19 protein-coding genes and 1 tRNA gene are annotated in these 22519 nt (G+C 57.9%); 11 read left to right on the top strand and 9 right to left on the bottom strand.

Annotated elements, in window-relative coordinates; genetic code table 11:
• Positions 1 to 5 precede the first annotated feature (5 nt).
• Entirely contained in the window at positions 6 to 2396 is a 2391-nt protein-coding gene (locus FJ145_17035) for a CoA transferase (protein MBM4263122.1), read from the bottom strand.
• A gap of 119 nt (positions 2397 to 2515) precedes the next feature.
• Positions 2516 to 3517 carry an acryloyl-CoA reductase gene (locus tag FJ145_17040; GenBank protein ID MBM4263123.1) on the bottom strand — a complete coding sequence of 334 codons (1002 nt, stop codon included), beginning with the start codon at positions 3515 to 3517 and terminating at the stop codon, positions 2516 to 2518.
• 134 nt (positions 3518 to 3651) lie between these two features.
• Here FJ145_17040 and prpC point away from each other — a divergent pair, with 134 nt between their 5' ends.
• The 8 genes from prpC (at position 3652) to FJ145_17080 (ending at position 11726) form a co-directional block, all read left to right on the top strand.
• Entirely contained in the window at positions 3652 to 4770 is a 1119-nt protein-coding gene (gene prpC, locus FJ145_17045) for a 2-methylcitrate synthase (GenBank protein MBM4263124.1), read from the top strand.
• A 50-nt stretch (positions 4771 to 4820) separates the two neighbouring features.
• Positions 4821 to 6257, top strand: a complete 1437-nt coding sequence (locus tag FJ145_17050) for a bifunctional 2-methylcitrate dehydratase/aconitate hydratase (protein ID MBM4263125.1) — start codon at positions 4821 to 4823, stop codon at positions 6255 to 6257.
• Positions 6258 to 6329: 72 nt separating this feature from the next.
• A complete protein-coding gene (locus FJ145_17055; GenBank protein MBM4263126.1) occupies positions 6330 to 7202 on the top strand; it encodes an oxaloacetate decarboxylase in 873 nt (290 codons plus the stop codon).
• A 174-nt stretch (positions 7203 to 7376) separates the two neighbouring features.
• Complete coding sequence (locus tag FJ145_17060) at positions 7377 to 7622, top strand: hypothetical protein (protein ID MBM4263127.1); 246 nt, start codon at positions 7377 to 7379, stop codon at positions 7620 to 7622.
• A 60-nt stretch (positions 7623 to 7682) separates the two neighbouring features.
• Positions 7683 to 9167: an amidase gene (locus FJ145_17065; GenBank protein MBM4263128.1), complete on the top strand. Its 1485-nt coding sequence runs from the start codon at positions 7683 to 7685 to the stop codon at positions 9165 to 9167.
• 121 nt (positions 9168 to 9288) lie between these two features.
• Positions 9289 to 9618, top strand: a complete 330-nt coding sequence (locus tag FJ145_17070) for a hypothetical protein (protein ID MBM4263129.1) — start codon at positions 9289 to 9291, stop codon at positions 9616 to 9618.
• A gap of 75 nt (positions 9619 to 9693) precedes the next feature.
• Entirely contained in the window at positions 9694 to 11148 is a 1455-nt protein-coding gene (locus FJ145_17075) for a hypothetical protein (GenBank protein ID MBM4263130.1), read from the top strand.
• A gap of 338 nt (positions 11149 to 11486) precedes the next feature.
• A complete protein-coding gene (locus FJ145_17080; protein MBM4263131.1) occupies positions 11487 to 11726 on the top strand; it encodes a hypothetical protein in 240 nt (79 codons plus the stop codon).
• 27 nt (positions 11727 to 11753) lie between these two features.
• On the opposite strand, the gene FJ145_17085 is transcribed toward FJ145_17080, so the two are convergent.
• The 3 genes from FJ145_17085 to FJ145_17095 all read right to left on the bottom strand — a co-directional run bounded on the left by FJ145_17085 (position 11754) and on the right by FJ145_17095 (position 15538).
• Complete coding sequence (locus FJ145_17085) at positions 11754 to 13193, bottom strand: DUF4071 domain-containing protein (protein ID MBM4263132.1); 1440 nt, start codon at positions 13191 to 13193, stop codon at positions 11754 to 11756.
• 354 nt (positions 13194 to 13547) lie between these two features.
• Positions 13548 to 14171 carry a glutathione S-transferase family protein gene (locus tag FJ145_17090; protein MBM4263133.1) on the bottom strand — a complete coding sequence of 208 codons (624 nt, stop codon included), beginning with the start codon at positions 14169 to 14171 and terminating at the stop codon, positions 13548 to 13550.
• Positions 14172 to 14374: 203 nt separating this feature from the next.
• Positions 14375 to 15538 carry a hypothetical protein gene (locus tag FJ145_17095; GenBank protein ID MBM4263134.1) on the bottom strand — a complete coding sequence of 388 codons (1164 nt, stop codon included), beginning with the start codon at positions 15536 to 15538 and terminating at the stop codon, positions 14375 to 14377.
• A gap of 170 nt (positions 15539 to 15708) precedes the next feature.
• Here FJ145_17095 and FJ145_17100 point away from each other — a divergent pair, with 170 nt between their 5' ends.
• From FJ145_17100 to FJ145_17110, 3 genes are all read left to right on the top strand, one after another.
• Complete coding sequence (locus FJ145_17100; GenBank protein MBM4263135.1) at positions 15709 to 16491, top strand: enoyl-CoA hydratase/isomerase family protein; 783 nt, start codon at positions 15709 to 15711, stop codon at positions 16489 to 16491.
• Positions 16492 to 16609: 118 nt separating this feature from the next.
• On the top strand, positions 16610 to 18073 hold the full coding sequence (locus FJ145_17105; protein MBM4263136.1) for an aldehyde dehydrogenase: 1464 nt from the start codon (positions 16610 to 16612) through the stop codon (positions 18071 to 18073).
• A 154-nt stretch (positions 18074 to 18227) separates the two neighbouring features.
• Positions 18228 to 19028 carry a VOC family protein gene (locus FJ145_17110; protein ID MBM4263137.1) on the top strand — a complete coding sequence of 267 codons (801 nt, stop codon included), beginning with the start codon at positions 18228 to 18230 and terminating at the stop codon, positions 19026 to 19028.
• Positions 19029 to 19102: 74 nt separating this feature from the next.
• On the opposite strand, the gene FJ145_17115 is transcribed toward FJ145_17110, so the two are convergent.
• The 4 genes from FJ145_17115 to FJ145_17130 form a co-directional block, all read right to left on the bottom strand.
• The gene (locus FJ145_17115; GenBank protein ID MBM4263138.1) at positions 19103 to 20095 is read right to left on the bottom strand and encodes a hypothetical protein; all 993 of its coding nucleotides are present in this window, start codon (positions 20093 to 20095) and stop codon (positions 19103 to 19105) included.
• Positions 20086 to 20331 carry a CbtB-domain containing protein gene (locus FJ145_17120; GenBank protein MBM4263139.1) on the bottom strand — a complete coding sequence of 82 codons (246 nt, stop codon included), beginning with the start codon at positions 20329 to 20331 and terminating at the stop codon, positions 20086 to 20088. The genes FJ145_17115 and FJ145_17120 overlap by 10 nt, the downstream gene beginning before the upstream one ends.
• Positions 20332 to 21089: 758 nt before the next feature.
• Positions 21090 to 21181 (bottom strand) — tRNA-Ser (locus FJ145_17125).
• Between the two features lie 182 nt (positions 21182 to 21363).
• Positions 21364 to 22482, bottom strand: coding sequence for an extracellular solute-binding protein (locus tag FJ145_17130; GenBank protein ID MBM4263140.1), 1119 nt, complete (start codon positions 22480 to 22482; stop codon positions 21364 to 21366).
• Positions 22483 to 22519 lie beyond the last annotated feature (37 nt).

Genomic DNA, 22519 nt, shown 5'->3' on the forward strand with positions numbered 1-22519 from the left:
GCGCATCACTTGATCGCCTCTTGCGCCTGAAGTTCCGCAATCTGTTCTTTACTCAGCCCCAAGATCTTGCCGAACACCTCGTCGTTGTTAGCGCCGATCCACGGCGCCGGCCGCGCTGCGTCCGCTTTTGACAGCGACGGTAGCGCCGGCAAGCCATGATGGGTGATCTTGCCCCAGGGCTGCGCCTCGGTCTCGACAATGTGGCCGCGCGCGCGCAGGTGAATGTCGTGAAACAAATCTTCGCCAGAAGATGGCACGCCGGCCGCGGTGCCAGCCTCCTGCAGCAAACGAAAGGCTTGCTTGGGCGTGTTCTTGCGCGTCCACTCGGAAAGTTTTTTGTCGAGGTCGTCTCTATGTTGCTTGCGCCCTTCTTTCGTGGCGAACTTCGCGTCCGCCGCCCAGCTCCCCACCAGCCCCGCCATCGCGCGCCACTCTTCGTCACTGGCGCAGGCGATGATGATCCAGTTATCTTCACCCGCGCAGGGATAGACGCCGTAGGGCGCGTAGCACTCGCCAAGAATTTCCCGGTAGCCCATGGCGTCCCACTCGTTGCCGTTGACGGTGTAATCGAGAATCGCCGGTCCCATCATCGCGCCCTGGGCTTCGAGCATGCCGCCTTCGATGAACTGACCTTGGCCGGTGCGGGCTTTGTATTCCAACGCAGCGAGCACACCCATCGCCATGGTCACCGACCCGACGCGGTCGGGCCAGGCGATTTTGCAGCGGGTTTCCATCGGCGAATCGGGATAGCCCCAGAGGCGCATGATCCCCGTATAGGCGAGGAGCTGCCAGCCCCAGGCAACCCAAGATTTGAGCGGCCCAGTAAGTCCCCAGCCGGGCATGACGGCTTGGACAATGCCAGGATTGATCTTTTGCAGCACGTCGAAGCTGAAACCGAGCCGCTCGACAACACCGGAGCTAAAATTATCGACCACCACATCCGACTTGGCGACCATCTGTTTGAACAGCTCTTTACCCTGCGGATTGCGCAAGTTGAGCGTGCAGCCAAGTTTGCCGCGGTTCATGCAGGCGTGCACCGCCGCTTCACGTTCTTTACTAGGGATCGTGCCGGTCTCGATCTTCAAGATCTCCATGCCGTAGTAGGCGAGCAGTTCCGTACCCAACGGTCCAGCGTACTGCTGAGTAAGATCGGCCATGCGCAAACCTTGCAACATGGGTTCCCGATCACGAGCACGCTCACGAGTCACGGCGGGTTTGAATGTCGCATTTGCAAGCTCGGCAAGAATCTCCTTGCGATGCTGATCGAGCAGCGGCGCCGGGCGGCGCACGCGCATGGGCGTCAGTGACAGGCGCATGGGCGCGCCCGGTGCTTTGTATTTGCCGATCACCGGATGATCGATTTCCTGCAGCCACTGGCGCTCGCGATTCTGCTCGCAGTTGACGAACTGGCCGATGGTGTTGAGCGGCGCGGCGGCGAGATGGCGCGCCTGCGCCTGGTTAGCGAAATCATCGGCGTCAAACTGGCCGATGAATTCGGCAAAAGCCTTGGCGACCTCTGCGGAATGTTGATCTCGGTAACGTGGGTTTTCCCACTCCGGCCCGGCGAGACACTTGTCGGTCATCCAGTTTTGCGCGAACTCCTTCCACATATGCGGCATGTTGGTGGTGAAGTGGACGTAGCGCCCGTCCCTGCAGCGATAGATATTCGTCCCCGCGCCACCGTAGGCCTTGCCCCCGGGCCGTCGCTCGAAGCGGTTCTCGCGCGTGTAGCGCGCCACGCTGCTGCTGTTGCAAAACGTCAGCGCCTCTTGCAGCGACATGTCGATGCGCTGCCCGGCACCAGTCTCGCGCGCGTGGCGCACGCCGGCGAGCGACAACATCGCCGCCATGGTGCCGGCCATTTGATAGGCAAGATGACTCGGCGCCGTGCATTGGCCCTTGTTATCGTCGCCCTGACCGAAGAGAAACCCACCAGTCGCGTTGGCGATGGCATCGCTGCCCTTGTAATGGCGATAGGGCCCAGTGCGGCCAAACGGCGTGATCGACACGATCACCAGATGGGGAAAGTCGTTACGAAACTTCTCATCGCTAAAGCCATGTTTTTCCAACCCACCGAGCGGCGTCGCTTCGATCAACAACTGCGCGGACTGCAATAGTTTGACCAACACCTCGCGGTCCGAGCCATTGGCCAAATCAAGCGCGATGCTGCGCTTGTTGGTGTTGGCGTGCATGAACGTCAGGCTGCGCTCGCGATCGACGATGTTGCCGGCAAACGGCGCCAAGAGGCGACTGGGATCACCGGTAGGCGGCTCGACTTTGATGACGTCGGCGCCCAGATCGGCCAACTGCCGCGCTGCATAGGACGCCGGAATATCGCCCAGCTCGATTACGCGCAGATGACCGAGCGCGCTGTCTGTGTTGTTAGGTTCTGCCACAAATCACCTGTGTGCTGTGTGAAAAAACTCATTCACAACGAAGGCACGAAGATCACGAAGAGGAAAACCCTTTTCCGAACTTCGTGTCCTTCGTGCCTTCGTGGTGCAAAAATCTTTTTCTACTTGCTTAGATCCACGACGACGCGCCCGCGGACGGCGCCTTTCAAAATCTCATCGATCTTCGGATTCAACCCGTCGAGCGAAACTTCCGTGACAATCTTCGACAGATCGATGCTCCACTCACCCGCCAATTTGTTCCACGCCATCTGGCGCGCGCGCATGGGGATTTCCACCGAGTCGACGCCGAGCAGACTGACGCCGCGGAGAATAAAGGGAAAGACGTTGATGTTGAGCTCGTGCGACATGGCGTTGCCGCAGGCCGCCACCGAGCCGCCGTATTTGGTCGTTTTCAACGCGGTCGCGAGAATATTGCCGCCGACGGTGTCGACGACGCCGGCCCAGCGCGGCTTCTGCAGCGGCCGCCCGGAAGTGTCGTTGGCTTCCTCGCGGGAAATGATCGTGGTCGCGCCCAGTCCTTTGAGGAAATCGCCTTCGCTGCCTTTGCCGGTCGCCGCGACGACGTTAAAGCCCAACTTCGCAAGCATCGCCACGGCGATGCAGCCGACGCCGCCGGTGGCGCCGGTCACCAACACTTCGCCCGAGTCTTTGGTCAGGCCGCTCGCCATGAGCCGAATGATACACAGCGCCGCGGTCAAACCGGCGGTGCCGTAGCCCATGCTGTCTTTTAGCGACAAATCTTTCGGCAGCTTGGCGGCCCACAGCGCCGGCACGCTCACGTACTGACCGAAACCGCCGGAGGTGTTCATGCCGAAGTCGAAACCGGTCACCGTCACTTCGTCGCCGGCGTTGAACAGCCGCGTCGTCGAGTCCGCCACCACACCGGCGGCATCGATGCCAGGTGTGTGCGGGTATTTGCGCGTCACGCCTTTGTTGCCGGTGGCCGACAAAGCATCTTTGTAATTCAACGAAGAGTATTTCACCTCGATGATCAGTTCGCCGGCGGGCAAATCGTTCAATGCCTTTTGTTTAATCTCGCGCGGAAAGGTTTTTTCTGCGGTCTCGGAAACCACCATCGCTTTAAAGGTCTGCGGTAAAGCCATGCTTTGACTCCTAATTTTCGAATGAGTTAGCGCACAGTCAGCGACTATCGGATGTAACTCGAAACTGCAAGGGCTTGAGTGGCTTGCAATAGAGACGGCATTCGGGGCAAATAAAAGATGGAGGAGACACTTTCATGGCACAAGCAAAAACCGGCGGACTGGAAGGCATCATCGCGGGCAGCACAGCCATCGCCACGGTCGAAAAGGAAGGCAAAGGACTTTACTATCGCGGCTACTCGATCAACGACTTGGCAGAGCATTCGACTTTTGAAGAAGTCGCCTATCTACTGCTTTACAATCGCTTGCCATCGCAAGACGATCTCAACAGCTACAAGGCTGCGCTGAAATCCTACCGCGGTCTGCCGCCGCAATTGAAAACCGTGCTCGAACAAATTCCGGCGAGCACCCATCCGATGGACGTCATGCGCACCGGTTGCTCGATGCTCGGCACCTTGGAACCGGAAGATCCCGGCAGAAATCAGATCGCCGTGGCCAATCGGTTAACCGGCATTTTCAGCTCGATGTTGCTCTATTGGCACCACTTCGCGACCACGGGCAAGCGCATCGAAACTCAAACCGAAGACGACAGCACCGCCGGCCACTTCCTGCACCTGCTGCATCAGAAAGAACCCGAAGAGTTGCCGCGGCGCGCCATGGACGTTTCGCTGATTCTCTATGCCGAGCATGAGTTCAACGCCTCAACGTTTACCTGCCGCACCATCGCGTCGACGCTGCCGGAGTTTTATTCGGCGATCACCGGCGGCATCGGCGCACTGCGCGGCCCGCTCCACGGCGGCGCCAACGAAGCGGCGATGGAGCTGATCGAACAGTTCGAAACCCCCGACGAAGCGGAAAAAGGCTTGCGCAAAATGCTCGCCGAGAAAAAGTTGATCATGGGCTTCGGCCATCGGGTGTACAAAATTTCCGACCCAAGATCGGACGTAATCAAGGGATGGGCGAAAAAACTTGCCGACTACAAAGGCGACAAGAAACTCTACCCGGTCTCCGAGCGCATCGAGCAGCTCATGCGCAGCGAAAAGAAGATGTTTCCCAATTTGGATTTCTACAGCGCCAGCGCCTACCACTTCATGGGCGTCCCAACCAACATGTTTACGCCGCTGTTCGTAGTCTCGCGCATCACCGGCTGGGCGGCGCATGTTTTCGAGCAACGGGCGGACAACCGTTTGATTCGACCCAATGCCGACTATACCGGACCCGAGCCGCGGCCGTTCACGGCGATCAACAAGCGCTAACGATTCCTTCGTAGAGGCACGGCATGCCGTGCCTCTACACCCAACAAATCATGAGCACCGCAATCTCCAACATCCGTCCCGAGCCCGACAAGATCCTCGTCGACCTCGCCGAGTACGCGCTCAATTATCGATCAACCAGCCGCGCAGCCATCGATACCGCGCGCTATAATTTAATCGACACGCTGGGCTGCGGTCTCCTCGCATTGAATTATCGTGAGTGCGCCAAGCTCCTCGGCCCCGTCGTGCCCGGCGCGGTCTTGGCCAACGGCGCCCGCGTGCCCGGCACCGAGTGGCAGCTCGATCCGGTACAGGCGGCGTTCAACATCGGCGCGATGATCCGCTGGCTCGATTTCAACGACACCTGGCTGGCCGCCGAGTGGGGCCATCCGTCCGACAATCTGGGTGGCATCCTTGCGCTCGCGGATTATCTCGCGCGCACGACGCAAAAATCGTTCACGGTCGACGACGTGCTCCAGGCGATGATCAAGGCGCACGAGATTCAGGGCATCCTGGCGCTGGAAAACAGCTACAACCGCGTTGGACTCGATCACGTATTACTTGTGCGGGTCGCAACAACCGCCGTTGCCACCGCCATGCTTGGCGGCAGCCAAGAACAAATCATCAACGCGCTCTCGAACGCTTGGACCGACGGCGGCGCGCTGCGCGTCTACCGCCACGCGCCGAACACTGGCTCGCGGAAATCCTGGGCTGCCGGCGACGCCACCAGCCGCGGCGTGCGTTTGGCTCTGATGGCACTGCAGGGGGAGATGGGCTACCCATCGGTGCTGACAGCGAAGACCTGGGGCTATTATGATGTCTTGTTCAAAAATAGGCCGTTCACCCTCGGCCGGCCGCTCGGTTCGTATGTCATGGAGAACGTGCTGTTTAAGATTTCATTTCCGGCCGAGTTTCACGCGCAAACCGCCGTGGAATGCGCCATTCAACTCTATCCGAAAGTGAAAGACCGCCTCGACGCCATCGATAAAGTGACTATCACGACCCAGGAGTCAGCGATCCGCATCATCGACAAATCCGGCCCGCTGCATAACCCGGCCGATCGCGACCATTGCATTCAATACATGACCGCCATCGGCCTCATCTTTGGCGAGCTGACCGCGGACCACTACGAAAACAAGATCGCCCAGGACCCGCGCGTCGATCGACTTCGCGCGCTCATGACCTGCGTCGAAGACCCGCGCTACACGAAAGAGTATTTAGACGCCGACAAGCGCTCCATCGCCAACGCCGTGCAAGTCTTCTTCAAAGACGGCAGCAGCACCGACAAAGTCGCAGTGGAATATCCCATCGGCCATCGCCGCCGCCGCGCCGAAGGCATGCCGCTGCTGGTGAAGAAATTCGAAGAAAACCTGGCGTCGCGTTTCAAAGCGCCGCAGTGCAAAGCGATCTTAGATTTGTGCAACGATGCGGCGCGGCTCGATGCGACCAGTGTAGACAAATTTACAGATATGTTAGCGTCTAGGGTCTAGAGTCTAGCGTTTGGTGTTGTCCGGAAACCCTAGACGCGAGACCCCAGACGTTAGACGCCCAACGGAGACCCCATGACCCCGCGCCAAACTCTGAAACAATTATTCAAGCGCAATAAATTATTAGTCGCCCCCGGCTGCTTCGACGGCATGTCGGCGCGGCTCGTGCAAGAAGCCGGCTACGAAGCCGCGTATCTCAGCGGCGGCGCGGTGGCGCGCAGCATGGGCATTCCCGATATCGGGCTCGTCACCATGTCGGAAAACATCGAGCGCGCCGCGCAGGTGACTTCGGTGGTGAAGATTCCAATCATCGCCGACGCCGACACCGGCTACGGCAACGCGGTCAATCTCGTTCGCACGGTGCGCGAGTTCGAGCGCGCCGGCGTGGCGGCGATCCACATCGAAGATCAGATCACGCCCAAGCGCTGCGGGCACCTGGACGGCAAAGAAGTGATTCCGCTCGCTGAGATGGAAAACAAACTGCAAGCCGCACTGGCGGCACGCACCGATCCCGATTTCTGCATCATCGGCCGCACCGACGCGCGCGGCCCCAACGGCTTCGAAGACGCGATCAAACGCGCCAACGCGTTTGCCAAGCTCGGCGTCGACGCGATTTTCGTCGAAGCGCCGCAGACCGAAGAAGAGCTGGCGGAGATACCGCGCCGCGTGCCCAACGTGCCGTTGTTAGTGAACGTCTTCAAAGGCGGCAAGACGCCGATGCTGCCGGTGGAGCGCCTAGAAAAGATCGGCTATCGCATCGCCATCTACCCGTCGGAAACCCAACGCGCCGGCATCTACGCCATGCGCATGGCGCTGGGACTATTGAAGAAAGAAGGCACGACCGAATCGATGGACGCGGCGCTGACGACGTTTAAAGAGCGCGACCAAATCGTTGCCTTAGAGGAGTGGCAGAAACTCGAGCGGCAGTTTATGTCGGTGGAAGAGTAATTCACCACGAAGGCGCGAAGGCCACGAAGTTCGGAAAAAGTATTCTTTTTTCTTACCTTCGTGCTCTTCGTGCCTTCGTGGTGAACAATCCGAATCCGAAACTTTGCGTCCTTTGCGGCTTGGCGCGAGGCAATTCCGCTTCGAATCTATTGCCCGAACATTTCGCGAAACTCTTTGATCGTCGCGTTGAATTGCGCGCCGGTTTCCAACGGGTTGATCGCCAGCTTTAATTTCGACTACTCCATGCGCGGCGAGTTAACCCTTGCGCCATTGAATGTCTTGTTTTGCGATGGCGCGCATATATTTTTGCGCCCGCTCGGGGCCCCAGGCTTTGTGCAGCGTGCCGTACCAGGAATATTGTTCCTGATCGATGGAAACTTTGCCCTTCCACTTGGAGTCGAGCTGAAACTAGTTTTTTGAACTAGACAACGCCGGGGCACTGAAGTATGGAGGACCTAACGTCGTAGCAAGGAGAATCCCATGGCCTTCAATCTCATCGAGACCACCATCGACCAAGTGCACGCCGCCTATAAATCCGGCGAGCTCACCTGCCGCCAATTAGTGCAGATGTACCTCGACCGCATCGACGCGCTCGACCAAAAGGGGCCGGCGATCAACTCGGTCATTTCGCTCAATCCCGACGCGCTCAAGGAAGCCGATCGCCTTGACGCCGCCTACAAAGCGTCCGGCCCGGTGGGCCCGCTGCACGGCATCCCGATCATCATGAAGGACCAGGGCGACGCGACACCGATGCCGACGACCTTAGGCTCGCTGCTGTTCAAAGACTACGTGCCGGCGCGCGATTCCTTCGTCGTCGACAAATTGAAAAAAGCCGGCGCGATTATTATCGCCAAAGCGACCCTCGGCGAGCTAGGCGGCGGCGACACCCACGGTTCCCTCTTCGGCTCTACGAAAAACCCCTACGACCTCGAACGCACCGCGGGCGGATCGTCCGGTGGCTCGGGCGCCAGCGTGTCGGCAAATTTTTGCACCGTCGCGGTCGGCCAGGAAGGCTTCGCGTCGATTCGCCGGCCGTCGACGTGGAACGGCGTCTCGGGCATGCGCCCGACGGCGGGGTTTGTCAGCCGCAGCGGCGTCTACGCCGGCTGGCCATCGGTCAACGGCTCGCTCGGACCCATGGCGCGCACGCTAACCGATCTCGCCAAACTGTTGGATGTCATGGTCGGCTACGATGCCGAAGACCCGGTCACCGCCCGGGCGGTCGGAAAAGTCCCCGACAGCTTCACCAAATTTCTCAACAAAGATGGCTTGAAAGGCGCGCGCATCGGCATCCTGCGCGAGTCCATGGGCTATGACGCCGAGCCGGGCTCGGAAGACTTCAACAAGATCGGCGAAGTGTTCGAGCGCGCCATTGGTGAATTGAAAGCCGCCGGCGCGGTGATCGTCGACCCGATCGTTATCCCCGATTTGAAAGCGCTGCTGGCTAAGCGGGCAGGCAGCTTCGCGGACGATGAAGAATCTTTCCGCAATTATTTTGGCCGCAGCGGCACGATGCCCTACGCCTCGCGCGCCGAGGCGATGAAGAATCCCGACTTCAAAAAAGTCGTCAAAGGCTCGCAGGACCGCTGGAGCCGCGATCCGAAACCGGAAGCCAACTACGGCTACCTCGTCGCCCGTGAGCAGCTCATGACGAACCTGCTAACCGTGATGGCCGACAATAAGCTCGACGCCATCGTCCACAAGTCCGTCGAGCACCAACCGACGCTGATCAAAGACGGCATCAACCCGCCCTACGTCGACCAAAAGGGCGCGCCGCACATCAATACATTCTTAGTTTACGTGCCGAGCGTAGTGGTGCCCGCCGGGTTTACCCGGGACAACCTGCCCGGCGGCATCACATTTTTGGGTCGCCCCTACGACGACGGCAACATGATCAAGTTCGCCTACGCCTACGAGCAGGCGACGCACCATCGCAAGCCGCCGGCGAGCGTTACCGGGCTGTAGATCTATTGACCCCAAAAGGAACATGCTTCGACAATCTCAGCATGAACGGGTCCGGGGAATTTACGCGCATTTTAATCCGTTCGTCCTGAGCCTGTCGAAGGACTCCAAGAGACGAGGTCCCATGAAATTCATGCGCTTATACGCCGGCAGCGATGGCCAGTCGCACTTCGAAGAATTCGACAAAGCCAAAGCCGCGCCATTTCTCAACGACACAAAAGCAGCAACGAGTTATCTCATCCGCGATGACTTCGCGCCCCATATCGTGAACTTTCATTGCGCGCCGCGGCGTCGCTTTGTCATCACGCTGCGAGGCAGCGTCAAAATAGGTCTGGGCGACGGTAGCAACGAGACCTTTCAACCCGGCGATATCTTTCTCGCCGAAGACACCACCGGCCAGGGCCACACGGCGACGCCGACGAATTGGATTAGACTGTACGTGAACCTCGACTGATCTTTGGAATCAAGTCGGAATCGGTAGGTTGGGTTAGCGCAGCGTAACCCAACGATTCTAATCTCGCTTTACGCCATGAACACAATTCGTTTCGTTGACACGACTTTACGCGACGGCCAACTGAGCCTCTGGGCGTCGAACATGACCACCGGCATGATGCTGCCGGTTGTCGAAAACATCGACCGCGCCGGCTTTGAAGGCATCGAGCTTTTGTCCTCGGCGTTTTTCAAAAAAGCCGTGCGCGATCTGAAGGACGATCTCTGGCAGCGCGCTCGTTTGGTTTCCCAGCGCGTCAAACAGACGCCGCTGCGCTCGATTCGCAGCCGCAGCATGCTCGCCTTTCAGATCACGCCGCCGGCGGTCGCCGAACTGTGGTTGGAACGGTTGGCCGCCAACGGCATCAACGAGCTGCGCACCTCCGACCCATCGAACACTCCCGAATACTGGTCGATCGCCGTTAAGACCGCCAATCAAGTCGGGCTGCGCACCATCCTGAATATTATTTATTCGATTTCGCCCAAGCACACCGACGAATATTTTACCGCGCGCTTCCGCGCCGCGGCCAAGCTCAAACCGTATCGGCTATGTTTCAAAGACCCGGGCGGTCTGCTCACGCCCGAAGCGACCAAGCGCCTAGCGCCGATTTTATTGCGTGAAGCCAACGGCATTCCCGTCGAGTTTCATACCCACTGCAACACCGGTCTAGGCGCGATCTGCTGCCTCGAAGCGATCAAAGCCGGCATCACGTCGATTAACACAGCGATCCCGCCGCTCGCCGACGCGTCGTCGAATCCGTCGATCTTCAATGTCGCCGCCAACGCCCGCGCCCTTGGCTATCGCACCGAAGTTAACGAAGAATTATTGAAGCCGGTGGAAAAACATTTCCGCGCCGTGGCGCAGGAACAGAATTTTCCCGTCGGCAAACCGTTGGCTTACGATGCCTTTCATCCGCTGCATCAGGTGCCGGGCGGCATGATTTCCAATTTCCGTTTTCAGTTGGGCAATCTCGGCAAGCTCGACCAGCTGCCGGAGGTGCTCGAAGAAGTCTCGAGCGTGCGCGCTGAGTTCGGCTACCCAATCATGGTGACGCCCTACTCGCAATTTTTCGGCGTGCAGGCGGCGATCAACGTGATGGTCGGCGAGCGTTACAAGCAAGTCACCGATGAAGTGCTGCTCTACGCGTTGGGGTTCTGGGGCAAAGAGGAAGCCGAATCCATCGAGCCAAACTTAAAAGACCGACTTCTGGCGACACCACGCGCGAAAGAATTGGCCAAGACCAAGGCCCCGAAGATGACGGTCAAACAATTCCGCGCCAAATTCGGCGGCACCGGAGTCACTGACGACGAAGCGATCCTGCGCTTCTTCGCCGGCGAAGAATATGTCGACGCGATGAAAGCCGCCGGCCCGGTGAAAGAGTATCGGCCCCAACAACACTCGTTGGTGTCACTGATAGAAGAGTTAGCGAGGCGAAAAGACTCCAACCAGGTCTATATCAAACGCGGTGATCTAACCCTGCAGCTGCGGCGCTAGCATAGTTAGTAGACGAACCCCATACAGCCATTCACCCGCCGCAAGCCCCTCAAAGCGCTGCGCGCCGAATCTTTGACGGCAAAAGAGCGACAGGCGATACCATCCAAGCAAAACTGACCCATGGTCCCGGCAACAACGCCGCCCTCGGCGGGCTCAAAGTTGCCGCACGGCCATCGGCCACGGAAGATTTGCACGAGATCCACGCGGAGTCTTTGATTCCTCAAGAACACCTCGAACCCATTCGCCAAGAAGCCAAGGTCATCACGGAAGCGGCGTTCAGCTTATGAAACGGTGCGGCACGGGCCTTGCGTGTTGCCACCACCAGGGGAGGAACAGCCATGGAACCGGTGGAATTACTCAGCGATGAAGCGATCGCGCAACTACAGCAGATGATGGAAACGCCGCTTGAAGATCAGGCGTCACATTTCGAACTAGCCCTACTCGGCAACATCCTGGAGAGCGGCGTTCAGTCACTGAAAAATGCTGCGAAAGACGAGAAAACCTGCGAAGTCGTCCTCTTCCAGATCATCAAGAACGCCTTCGTGCTCGGCCGCAATCACCAGGGGCAACTGCTCTAGCGCAAGGGAGCCAACTTTGTGACGGTTTCAATTGACCGGCGCACCTGTCGCTCTGCCAGCGTTGGTTTCTTTGCCGCTCTTTAGATGTAGCAACGGCGACGGTGTCAGCAGAGGCCGCAGCTTTTTCATCTGTTCCAGCGTCGAATCGATCATCCACTGCTCCGGCGCAATCGGCAGCGCTTGGTGCAGCAGTTCTTTAGATTTCTCTTCCTCATCGAGCCCCAGATACGCCTCGGCCATGGTCGCCAGCACCCAGTAGCGCGAGCGGCGATATTCCAGATGCGCCGGCGATTTCGCGTCCGGCTCGTTCGCCGGGCTGTTGTTCGTTAGCCAATCTTCACAAAGCGCCAACACTTCCTGGCGCACGCGCCGCGCCTGCACGTAATCGGCGATCGCCTCGGCGGGGTCGAGGTGGTTCACCGCGCGGATGTTTAGCAGGTACGCCACGTTAATGCCGTTGTAGTAATCGTTGCGCAGATAGAAGCCGCGCCGATAGGCGCGCACCGCTTCGTCGAGATCGCCGGGATTTTTGGTTTCCTCCCAAAGATGTTTGTGGATCGAGCCCCACGGGCCGAGGGTCTCGGTGTCGTGGGAATTGTGCGGGTTCAAACTAACCAGCAGATCGCGCCCTTCGTTGAGCGCGTCTGTTGGCGTCGGATGCTTGCTTTTTACCGTCACCAGCGCCAGGCGATGGAGCACGTATGGATCTTCCGCAACCGGCTGAGTTTCCGACGCGGCAGATTTCCTCATATTGCGAATCACGCTCAGCAAACTCTTTGCGGCGTTGAAGTCGCCCTTCTTTTGCGCTTCGTCGACTTCTTGCATCACCGCGCTGTGCGTGGCCGCGACCATAAGGCTACTCGAAGAAGCGCGCCAATTCGCCGCTGCGCCGCCCGACTGTTCCACGTTGCTCTGTGCCGCCGCTTGAACCATCGCGGAGATGGACGGCGGATTGGGCCCTTTGAGAAAAGTATACACCGGGCTGTCTTCCGGACGCGGGGTCTTGTCCATGATTTCTTTGATCGCCTTGGTCAACGCCTCGCGAAAGCGCATCACCTCTTCGAAGCCAATGTCCTCGCCCAGGTGATGATACTGGCGCACGGCGACGTGGTTGACGTCGAAGGGAAACGCTTTGATGCCGTCCTCGGCGATCACTACCGTCGTGTAGGGCCGCAGAGCGTGGCGCACGCCGAGCTCATAGAAAGCGTTTTTGTTCGACGTCGACAGATCCGCCACCACCACATCGGCTTTTAGCAGTTGCTCATACATCGGCACATCGATGAGGCCGGAGTGGACGATCTCATCGGCGCGGATGCATTCAAGCTCCGCCGCCTGCACGGCGGGCTTGATCATGTTTCTGTAGGACTTGTCGAGATCGAGTGTTCGGCCGGTCTCGAAGTCAGTCTTCTTGCCAAACCCCATGACCACAAAACAAGTTCCCTTCGTATCTCTGCTGGCATCGGCCATATCCCGGTTCCTTCCCTGGTGGCGATCTAGTCTCGACTCGGGAGATTATAGCGCAACTTCGCTTCGGCAGGTAGGACAAACTAAATGGCAGGGAGCCAGAGAGGTGAGCGGAGCAAGCCGTTGTCCGGCTCCGAACTAGTGTAGTGTTTCAGTAATAACCGTGCTTATTGTTGTGACACGCTCGCCTGTTTTTCACCACGAAGATCACGAAGGGACACGAAGTTCGGAAAAGAATTCACTGTTTTCTTCTCTTACCTTCGTGTACTTCGTGCCCTTCGTGGTGAAAATCCCCCTTCGGGCTCCAGCCACAAACTTGGCATAAGGTACAATCAGCGTGAGACAGTGCACCAGTTCTCAGTGCTGCGAAACAAACTCGGCGATGGTTTTGTAGTTGCGCCGATTCATCACGCGCTCGACCCAGGCGCGGATGCGCGGATAGCGCGCCGGCAGGCCGACACCGAGATCGATCTGGCGCGCCATGTTGGGCGTAAAAGCGATGTCGGCGAGGCTGTAACTGCCGACCAAATAATCTTTGCCGGCAAGCTCGTCTTCCAAGCGTTGAAACATCGGTTGCAAGGAATCGAACGCTGCGTCGATCTTAGCGCGATCCCGTTCTTCCTTTTTCACGCCGCGCGTCGCCGCTGAGATCACTTTCATAGCCGGATAAAGATGATTGTCGCGAAAGTCTTCGAGCAGGCGCACCCTGCAGCGCGCGCCGACCTCCTTCGGCAGCAGCGGCACCTGCGGGTAGGCTTCTTCGAGATATTCATTGATGATCGTCGACTCGTAGATAACGATGCCGTTGTCTTCCATGGCCGGCACCAAACCGTAGGGATTGATCGCCAAATACTCCGGCCGCTTCTGCTCGTTCTTGCGCAGGTTCACCAGCACCGACTCGTAGGGCAGATTTTTTTCTGCCAGCACAAGCCGGACTTTCTGACAATTGCTCGACGGTGGATATTCGAATAAACGGATCATGCGTTGTCTCCGCTAAATGTTAGAAAAGCGGGCGACCGGCCGCTACGTAATGAGACCATGTCTCGAGTGTCATTCTGAGCCGAAGGCGAAGAATCTGCTTCGTGCAACCGCGCGCAAAAGCAGATCCTTCGCTTGCGCTCAGGATGACAAAACGACTAGTTTTCTCCATTGCCACACAGTCTCACGTTGCTGACAATTCGGCGTCACGGTTTGATCAACAGCGAATCCCGCGCCTCTTCCTGCTTGGCTTTCTCCTGCGACATGAAAATCGCAAAGCTCTTCTGCACGAGCCCGGTCAAAAACGACACATCGAGCGGCCCCGGGTCCCCTTCTTTGACTTGCAACGCGACAGCCAGCGCCAGTTTCGCTTGATCGGGCCGCTTGGTCTCATGAAAGTAGAGCGCCATATCTTCCATGCGCCGCGCAAAGCCGGCGCCGTTGTCACCGCTGCAGAGTTGTTTCACCGCATCGCGCACGATGGCCGATAGCCGCTCCTCCTTCTGCATCGGATTTAACACCAGCCGGCTGCTGCGCGCTTCGTCGATCTGGCCCAAAAAACCCTGCATCCACGCGTCGGTCAAAATCCAGTAGCGCAGCTCCGGCTCGCCCAATAATCGGTGCGAAGTCTCGCGCCAGCCGCCTTCGCGGGCATCGGCAGCATTCATGCGCTGATAGATCGGATGTTGTTGTTCCTTCGGTTTGCCAGTGCCGATCATCGAGCGCAGCTCATGAAAATTTTCCAAGCCGCTCTGGCCGCGCGCCTTGGCTCGCTCGTAGCCTTCGTAAAGAACATGGTCGGCATATTCCCAGGGAACCGCGATCATGCTCACGTCATGCTGCTCTTTGATCTCGTCCATCATACTGCGCAGCTCTTTGCGCTTCATATGCATGCCGCCGACGCGCAGCAGGCCTTGGCTGTCGTGCAGCATCGCCTGGATGACTTGCAGCCCATGGCCGGCGTGCGGCTTGACGACCCACAACAAACGCCCGCCGCCGCCATCGACCGCCGACATGTAGGCCTCGACTTCCAAGGACCGCTCGAAGATCGCCGGCTTGCTGTCGCCGGCCGGTTCCTCGGCAGCTTTGAAACCCTTTTGCGCCAACTTGAAAAGCGCGCGTTTGATTTCTCTCTTGGTGTCTTTGCTCGCCGCTGCGCCTTCTAATTCACGCAGTGCGGCCAGCGCAGATTCATCGGCAATCTTGCCGAGCAAGTAAGCCGCCGCGAGATCGGTCGCCGCTTCCCGGCCAAACGTTTGCTTTAGCTGCGAGATAGTTTGTGCCGAAGGGTTTTCCAGCGAAACACCGGCCTGCTTCAGTATATCGAGACCTCTCTTGAGCAGCTCTTCGTGAAGATCTTTCTTGGCCAAGTACGTTCCTTTCCAAGCAAAGTTGGCCTACAGATCGCACAATTCCACCGACTTTCCAACCGACCGAACTGTTGCCTATCGCCTCTCGTCGATTGCCTGCTCGATTCCTTGACTTGACGGTCGATGCCGGTTAAGTGATTGAGTTGATTCTGCAATTAGGAGGAAGAGTTATGGCAATGATCGAATCGCGGATCGATGGTGGCATCGCCGTTTTGGAAATCAACCGACCGCCGGTCAACAGCTACACCACCGAACTGTTAAAAGAACTGGACGCGGCGATACTCGACGCCCGTTTCAACGATGACGTGCATGCGATTGTTATCACAGGCAAAGTGGAAAAGTTTTTTTCCGCCGGCGCCGACATCAACATGCTCTCCAGCAAGTCCCTCGGCTTCAAGAACAACTTTGCGCTGCACGGCCATGAAGTCTTGATGCGCCTGGAAAACACGCCGAAGATCGTCATCGCGGCAATCAACGGCCACGCCGTCGGCGGCGGTTTGGAAATCGCCATGGCCTGCGACATTAGAATCGCCAAGAAAGAAGGCGGCCGGGTCGGCTTGGCGGAAATCAATTTGGGCGTCATGCCCGGCATGGGCGGCACCCAGCGCCTGCCGCGCCTGGTTGGCAAAGCCCGCGCCATGGAGCTGTGCGCCACCGGCAAAACCATCGCCTTTGAAGAAGCCCTCGACATGGGCCTGGTGCACTACATCTACGAAAAAGACGGCTTCATGGACCAGGTGATGGACTACGCCAAGCAATTCGTGGTGCCGAACAAGAGCAGCCTCGCCGTCGGCAAAGTCAAACGCGCCATCACCACCGGCCTTGAACTGTCGTTGCCCGACGGCCTCGCCTTCGAGCGCGAGCTCCTGGCGCAAACCTTCGGCAGCGAAGACGGGCAGGAAGGCGTCAAAGCCTATCTCGAAAAACGCACGGCACAATTTAAGGGCAAATAGGCTGATTCGTTTCGGGTTTCGCGTTTCGGGTTTCGAGTTTTTTGGAGCTCGGCCAGCTCGATCCTAAGGAACCCGAAACTCGCAACCCAAAACTCGAAACTCAATTGGAGGTTTTCTAATGGCCAAGATGTTCATCGGCGGCGAGTCCGTCGGTTCGGTAACCAACAACACCGCCGAAGTGCGCAACCCCGCCACCGGCGCCACCGTCGACACGGTTCCCCAAGGCAATGACCAAGATGTGCAGCAAGCGATCTCTGCTGCGGAAGAAGCATTTAAAGTTTGGTCGGACGTCTCGCCGGAGGATCGCGGCGTTGCGCTGACAAATGCCGGCGAGTTGATCAAGAAAAACGCTGGCGAGATTGCCCAACTCTTGACCCAAGAGCAAGGCAAGACGCTTTTCGAAGCGGGCTTGGAGATTCACCACTTAGTCCACGGCTTGGAGTTCTACGCCGGTCTCGCCTCGAAGGTCCGCGGCTCCCATGTGCCGCTGCCACAAAAAGGCGCCTACGGCATGGTCGTGCGCCAACCTATCGGCGTCTGCGGCGGCATCGTGCCGTGGAACTTTCCCTTGACACTGATGGGCACGAAATTGGGTCCAGCGTTGGCCGCCGGCAATACGATCATTATCAAGCCGGCCAGCACCACACCGCTGGCAACGATAAAAGTCATTGAGCTCATCGCCCAGGCCACCTTCGGTGAAGGCAAAGCGCAAAAGCAATTGCCCAAAGGCACCGTGAACATCGTCACCGGCCCCGGCGGCAGCGTCGGCGAAGAGCTCTTGCGCAACCCGCGCATTCGCCGCATCGCCTTCACCGGCTCGACGCCCGTAGGGCGCCACGTCATGGAGGTCGCCGGCCGCGAGATTAAACGCGTCACGTTGGAATTGGGCGGCAGCGATCCGATGATCGTCATGGAAGACGCCAATTTGGATTTGGCCGTGAAGATGGCCGACGTCGGCCGCTATTTCAATTGCGGCCAGATGTGTTTGGGCGTGAAACGCTTGTTCCTGCAGGAATCCATCGCCGACAACTTCGTCGGCGGCTTGGTCGAAATCCTCAAAAAGAAAACCGTCGGCAACGGCATGAGCAAAGAGACCCGCATGGGGCCGATTCACGTCGGCTCGCAGCGCCAGGAAGTCGAAGAGCAAGTCGAAGACGCGAAATCGCGCGGCGGCAAAGTGCTGTTCGGCGGCGAGCGCCCGAAGGGCGGCGACTTCGACAAAGGATTTTTCTATCTGCCGACTTTGATGACCAACGTGCCGGAGGATTCCCGGCTAACGAAAGAAGAAGTTTTCGGCCCCGCCCTGCCGGTTTATACTTTCAAGACGCTCGATGAAGCGTTGGAAAAAGCCAACTCTTCGGAGTTTGGTTTGGGCTCGTCGATCTGGACGCGCAACCTCCTCCACGCTAACAAGGCGATCGACAAGCTGCAGGCCGGCAACGTCTGGGTCAACTCGCTGCACTACGGCTACGACGAGCTGCCGTTTGGCGGCGTGAAGTCGAGCGGCGTCGGCCGCGAGCATGGCCCGGAAGCGCTCGATTATTACCTCGAGCCCAAGGGCGTCGTGGTCGTCAACGTCTAAGCCAACACTTGTAAGGGCAGGCCTTGTGCCTGCCCTTACAGAAACGGGCGACCACCGGAAGTCGCCCCTACAACCACTTCTAACGCCCTTTTGACAACCCAACCGACGATCACATAACGTAGTCACAAATTCGCCGCCCACAGAGGAGGTTTCCATGTTTGCCCAACTAAGACATATGGCCATCGTCAGCAGCAACTGCGACCAGGAAGGCGATTTCTATCGCGACGTTTTCGGCTTGAAACGCTCGGCCCTGCAACGCGCCGGCGGAGCGGTCGTCGTCGGTGACGGCTATGTTGGGTTGAACCTAAACCCGCGCGCGCCGGGGCGCCAAGCCGGTTTCGATCACTTCGGCTTCGAGGTTCAAGACGTTGAAGTAGTCTTCGCGCGCCTCAAGGGAAAATATCCCAAATGCGAAGTGCTGAAACGCCCAAGCAACCGTCCCTTTGCCGGCATCAGCATGCACGACCCCAACGGCAATGTGTTCGATTTGTCGCAATTGAACATGGAAAATCGCCGCGACATTTACACCGATAAGGTCGAAGAGCGCAAACGCCGCGTCGGCCATATCGCCCTGCGCTGCGTTGATGCCGACCTGTGCGGCGAATTTTATCGCGACGTGTTCGAGCTCAAAGAATTGGAAAAGCCATCCGGCGATCCCAACCACTATCTATCGGACGGCAAAGTAACTTTGGCGGTCATGCCCTGGAAGATTTCCGATTTCTATGGCTCAGGCATCGAACGGCCGGCGTTGGATCACATCGGCTTCAAGGTCGAAAGCATGTCGGCCTTCAAAGCCGACTTGGAAAAATACTCGGCAGCCTATTTCAAGCAGGAAGATCGCCCGGAAAAAAATCCTGAGCGCGAAGTGCGGCGCCAATTATTGGCGAAGTTTCCGCTGGGCCAGTTTCAGATGTCCGACCCTGATGGCGTGCTGATCACGGTATCTGAAGCCTAGCCTTCATTGCGATGACTAATTAGGGGCGAGGTCCAGCGGGCCTCGCCCTTTTTATTTTCCCTCAGTGGCTGCGCTTAAACTGCTCTGTTGATCGCTTTCCGTTTTGACCAGCGCCCAGCCAGCAACCCTGCTGCCATTGCCAAAACGAATATCACCATCGCCGGCGCCATCGCCGACACCGGCGGCTCCACGCCGGTGACGTTAACCACCTGGTCGGCCTGCACGGCTGGCCGCCCCAGCTGCTCGGCAATGGCGCGGACCCGATGCTCCGCGCCATCAGCGAACTGAAAGTCCATAGAGAACGCTGGCCCCACCCAGATCTTGTCGACGGCAAAAACTGTCTTCTGCTTCTCCAAATGGGTGATCGTCAAGGTCAGCAAAATCGGCAAGATTTTGCCCAGCTCGGCATCCGGCAGACGCCAGCGAATCGAGCTCATTTTGCCAACCGTCGCCGGCGTAACCGCGATGGCCTCGGATGCCGGCGAGCGCGCCGGCGTTTTATCGTGCGCGGCGAGCGACGCGGCTCCGAGCAACGCCAGCACGACCAGCGCCGCCGGCGCGCTTACGCCGGTAAAAATGCGCCCGGCGATCAGCCCGGCGCCAAATAGCAGCAACAAAAAACCGCTTAAGAAAACCCACTTTTTTTGATTTTCGCGCACCGAGAAATCGAACGACTGGCTGGCAATCTTCGCGCCTTGTTTCTCGACGTCGACATAAAGGCGGTACTCACCACGGACTGGCAGCAGATATTTCCATTCCGCCCGTCCGCGAGTCAACGGCAGGGTCAAATCTAACAACCGCGTGCCTTCGACGATCGGATAGTCGGTTGAAAAAACCCGACTCGGCGCTGGCGCATCGAGTCGGAGACGGACGCTGCCACCCTCGACGCCTCGGCCATCGGCACCCGTCACTAAGACGGAAAAACTAGCCGGATCGGCAAAAGGTCGTAGCAACTCGAAGCGCGGTGCCGATTTGAAATAAACGTTAAAAGTCTCGGCGTGCGCCGCTAGCGTCGCAGAGGCCAGCGAAAACAGGAATGTCGCGAAAAAAAGCGCTTTTAGTGACAAGGCACCACGGCCAACGCATGTCTAACATTGTGCATGACATCGTGAATCGCCGGATAATGCGCCGCAAGCAGAACGTAGAGCGTCACCGACGATGCCAGCAGAAAGGCGCTTGAGAGCAGCGCGAAAGCCATCGGGTCAGACAGTCCGGCAACATAACGACCTACAGCTATTCGTTCCATCTCTTCCCTCCTGAACGGCCTGCTTCGCATTGTTATCCCAACCAGATTTTCTGTCAAGCAAATCGTTGCAGAAAAAGTTTAGAACGATGGATGCCGAGGCTCGGCTCGAACGCTGTCAGACTTTTTTACGGACAAAAAGCAAATTGCCACCCAAAAACTTAAATCACAGACTCAGGTGATTTTCTCTAAAATCTTTTTACGGAATAATAAAATCGCTTTCTATCAAGACGAGACTAAGCAAAAACGCAGTCGCAGAAAAATTTTAAAAAAATTTTCGTCAACTTCGAAAAAAATATTGACTGCGAAACGATAACAGTTTAAAAACTTTTCCATGGTTTTAGCATCGGGAGACGACATCAAGAGTGCCGCAGAACAAATCGCCGAACTTTCCCGTTCTGCTCCCAATTTGAAATTATCACGTGAAGCTTTTCTCCGGGCGTACGTCGGCGACCTGGAAATGAAAGTCATTCCGTGGCAAGAGCTCTGGACCTTGCTGCGCAACGCCAAAATGCGCGGCCATGCGTCAATGATCGAGAGTTTCTACGACGCGCTTTTCCGCGAAGCACGCTTCGACGACGCCGGCGTGTGGACTCCGGCCGCGAAACAGCCGCTCTGATTCACTCTGCTTTGACCTGCGCGCACCCGCCCGCAGCCACCCCATTTCTGTTAGCGTCACGAACCAACCGTGGTTTCCCACACAACCACCAGCGCCTTTGGTGTTTGCGCTCCGCAGCCGATGGTATAGCAGCGCTCTCAACGGCGAACGTTGCCCGCCGATACAGCAGCCGTTGGATAAAATCTCTGGGGAGAAAAAGTGGCGGAGAGAGAGGGATTTGAACCCTCGGTACGGGGTTAACCGTACACACGATTAGCAATCGTGCGCCTTAGACCACTCGGCCATCTCTCCGTGCTGAGGTGGATGAGTTTTCCGAACGTCGCAAGTCGCGACGGCGCGAAAAATTTGACTTGCTGAAGATAACACAGCGATGGCAGATTTTCCACAATTGCGCCGGTGCTTGTCCGCCCACAAAAAAAGGGACGGCGCGATTTGTTGCACCGTCCCTTTTTTGCGCTTACGCGAAAAGCCGTTTACCCTTCCCAGATCGGCTTGACGAAGGTATCAAGCCACTGCTTGGGATTTTCCAAGAACAGCTTGTCGTTGACCGGTACCGTTGATGTCCCTTTGGGGAACGCCGACTCCACCGCGGTCTTGGACTTGAAGTCCTTACGCGACGATTCGCGGCCGATGCCATCGATCACTTTCTGCCCTTCCTGCGAGATAGCCCACTCGGCAAAGAGCTTCGCCGCGTTGAGATTCGGCGCTTTGGCGTAGATCCCCGCTTGGCGCGGGAAGACCACGGGGCCAACGGTTCTGACGTAATCGATCGGCGTACCCTTGCCGATCTCTTCGATAACGTCATGCAGCAGCGCCGGCATGCAGATGGCGTATTCTCCGGCGATCACCAGCCGGAACATGGCGCTCGTGCTCTTGTGCACCGGCACGCCCAATCCTTTGAGGCCTTTCAGAAAATTATTGAACCGGGTCTCGTTCTTCCATTGCTCCCGTAGACCGGCGAGCATGGAGCTCAAAGGTCCGGCGCGCATCGGATCGTCCAACGCGACCATGCCTTTGAACTTGGGATTGGCGACGTCTTCCCAGCTTTTCGGTGCATCGGCGGCTTTCAACTTCTTGGTGTTGAAGGTCAGCGCCTGGATCTGCAAGCTCACCGTCGGCATCGTCGGATCGTGCAAGACCAAGATGTTCTTCTGCACCGTTTCATAGTTGGTCATCGCCCCGGCGGCGCGCAGCACCGCCGGCGCGTTGTCGGATAGGATGGTATCGACGCTCGCCTGGCCGCCCTGAAATTCCGTTAGCACACGGGTAACGATCTCTGGATTACGCGCCTGCCAATAGGTCACCTTGATACCGGGGAAGCGTTTCGAGAACGCCTCGCCGATGGTTTTGAGATGCTCCACATCCCAAACCGAATAGATGATCAGATTGCCTTCCTTCTGCGCCAGCGGATAAAGCTCCTTGGCGACTTTCTGATAGGCCGCTTCGGCCGCGGCCACCTCGCTCGCCAGGCTTTTCGCCGGCGCGGCCTTGGGCGCCGCCTTCTCGGCGGCCTGCAAGTTACCACCTAGAATGAAGAAACCGGCGAGCGCCAGGCCGCCCCATCGTGATCCGTTCGTGAACATCATTAACATCCCCCTTTGCCTAGTTTAGACGAATTAGACTTTGGTT

It is taken from the genome of Deltaproteobacteria bacterium (assembly GCA_016874755.1).
Lineage (GTDB): Bacteria > Desulfobacterota > Binatia > UBA9968 > UBA9968 > DP-20.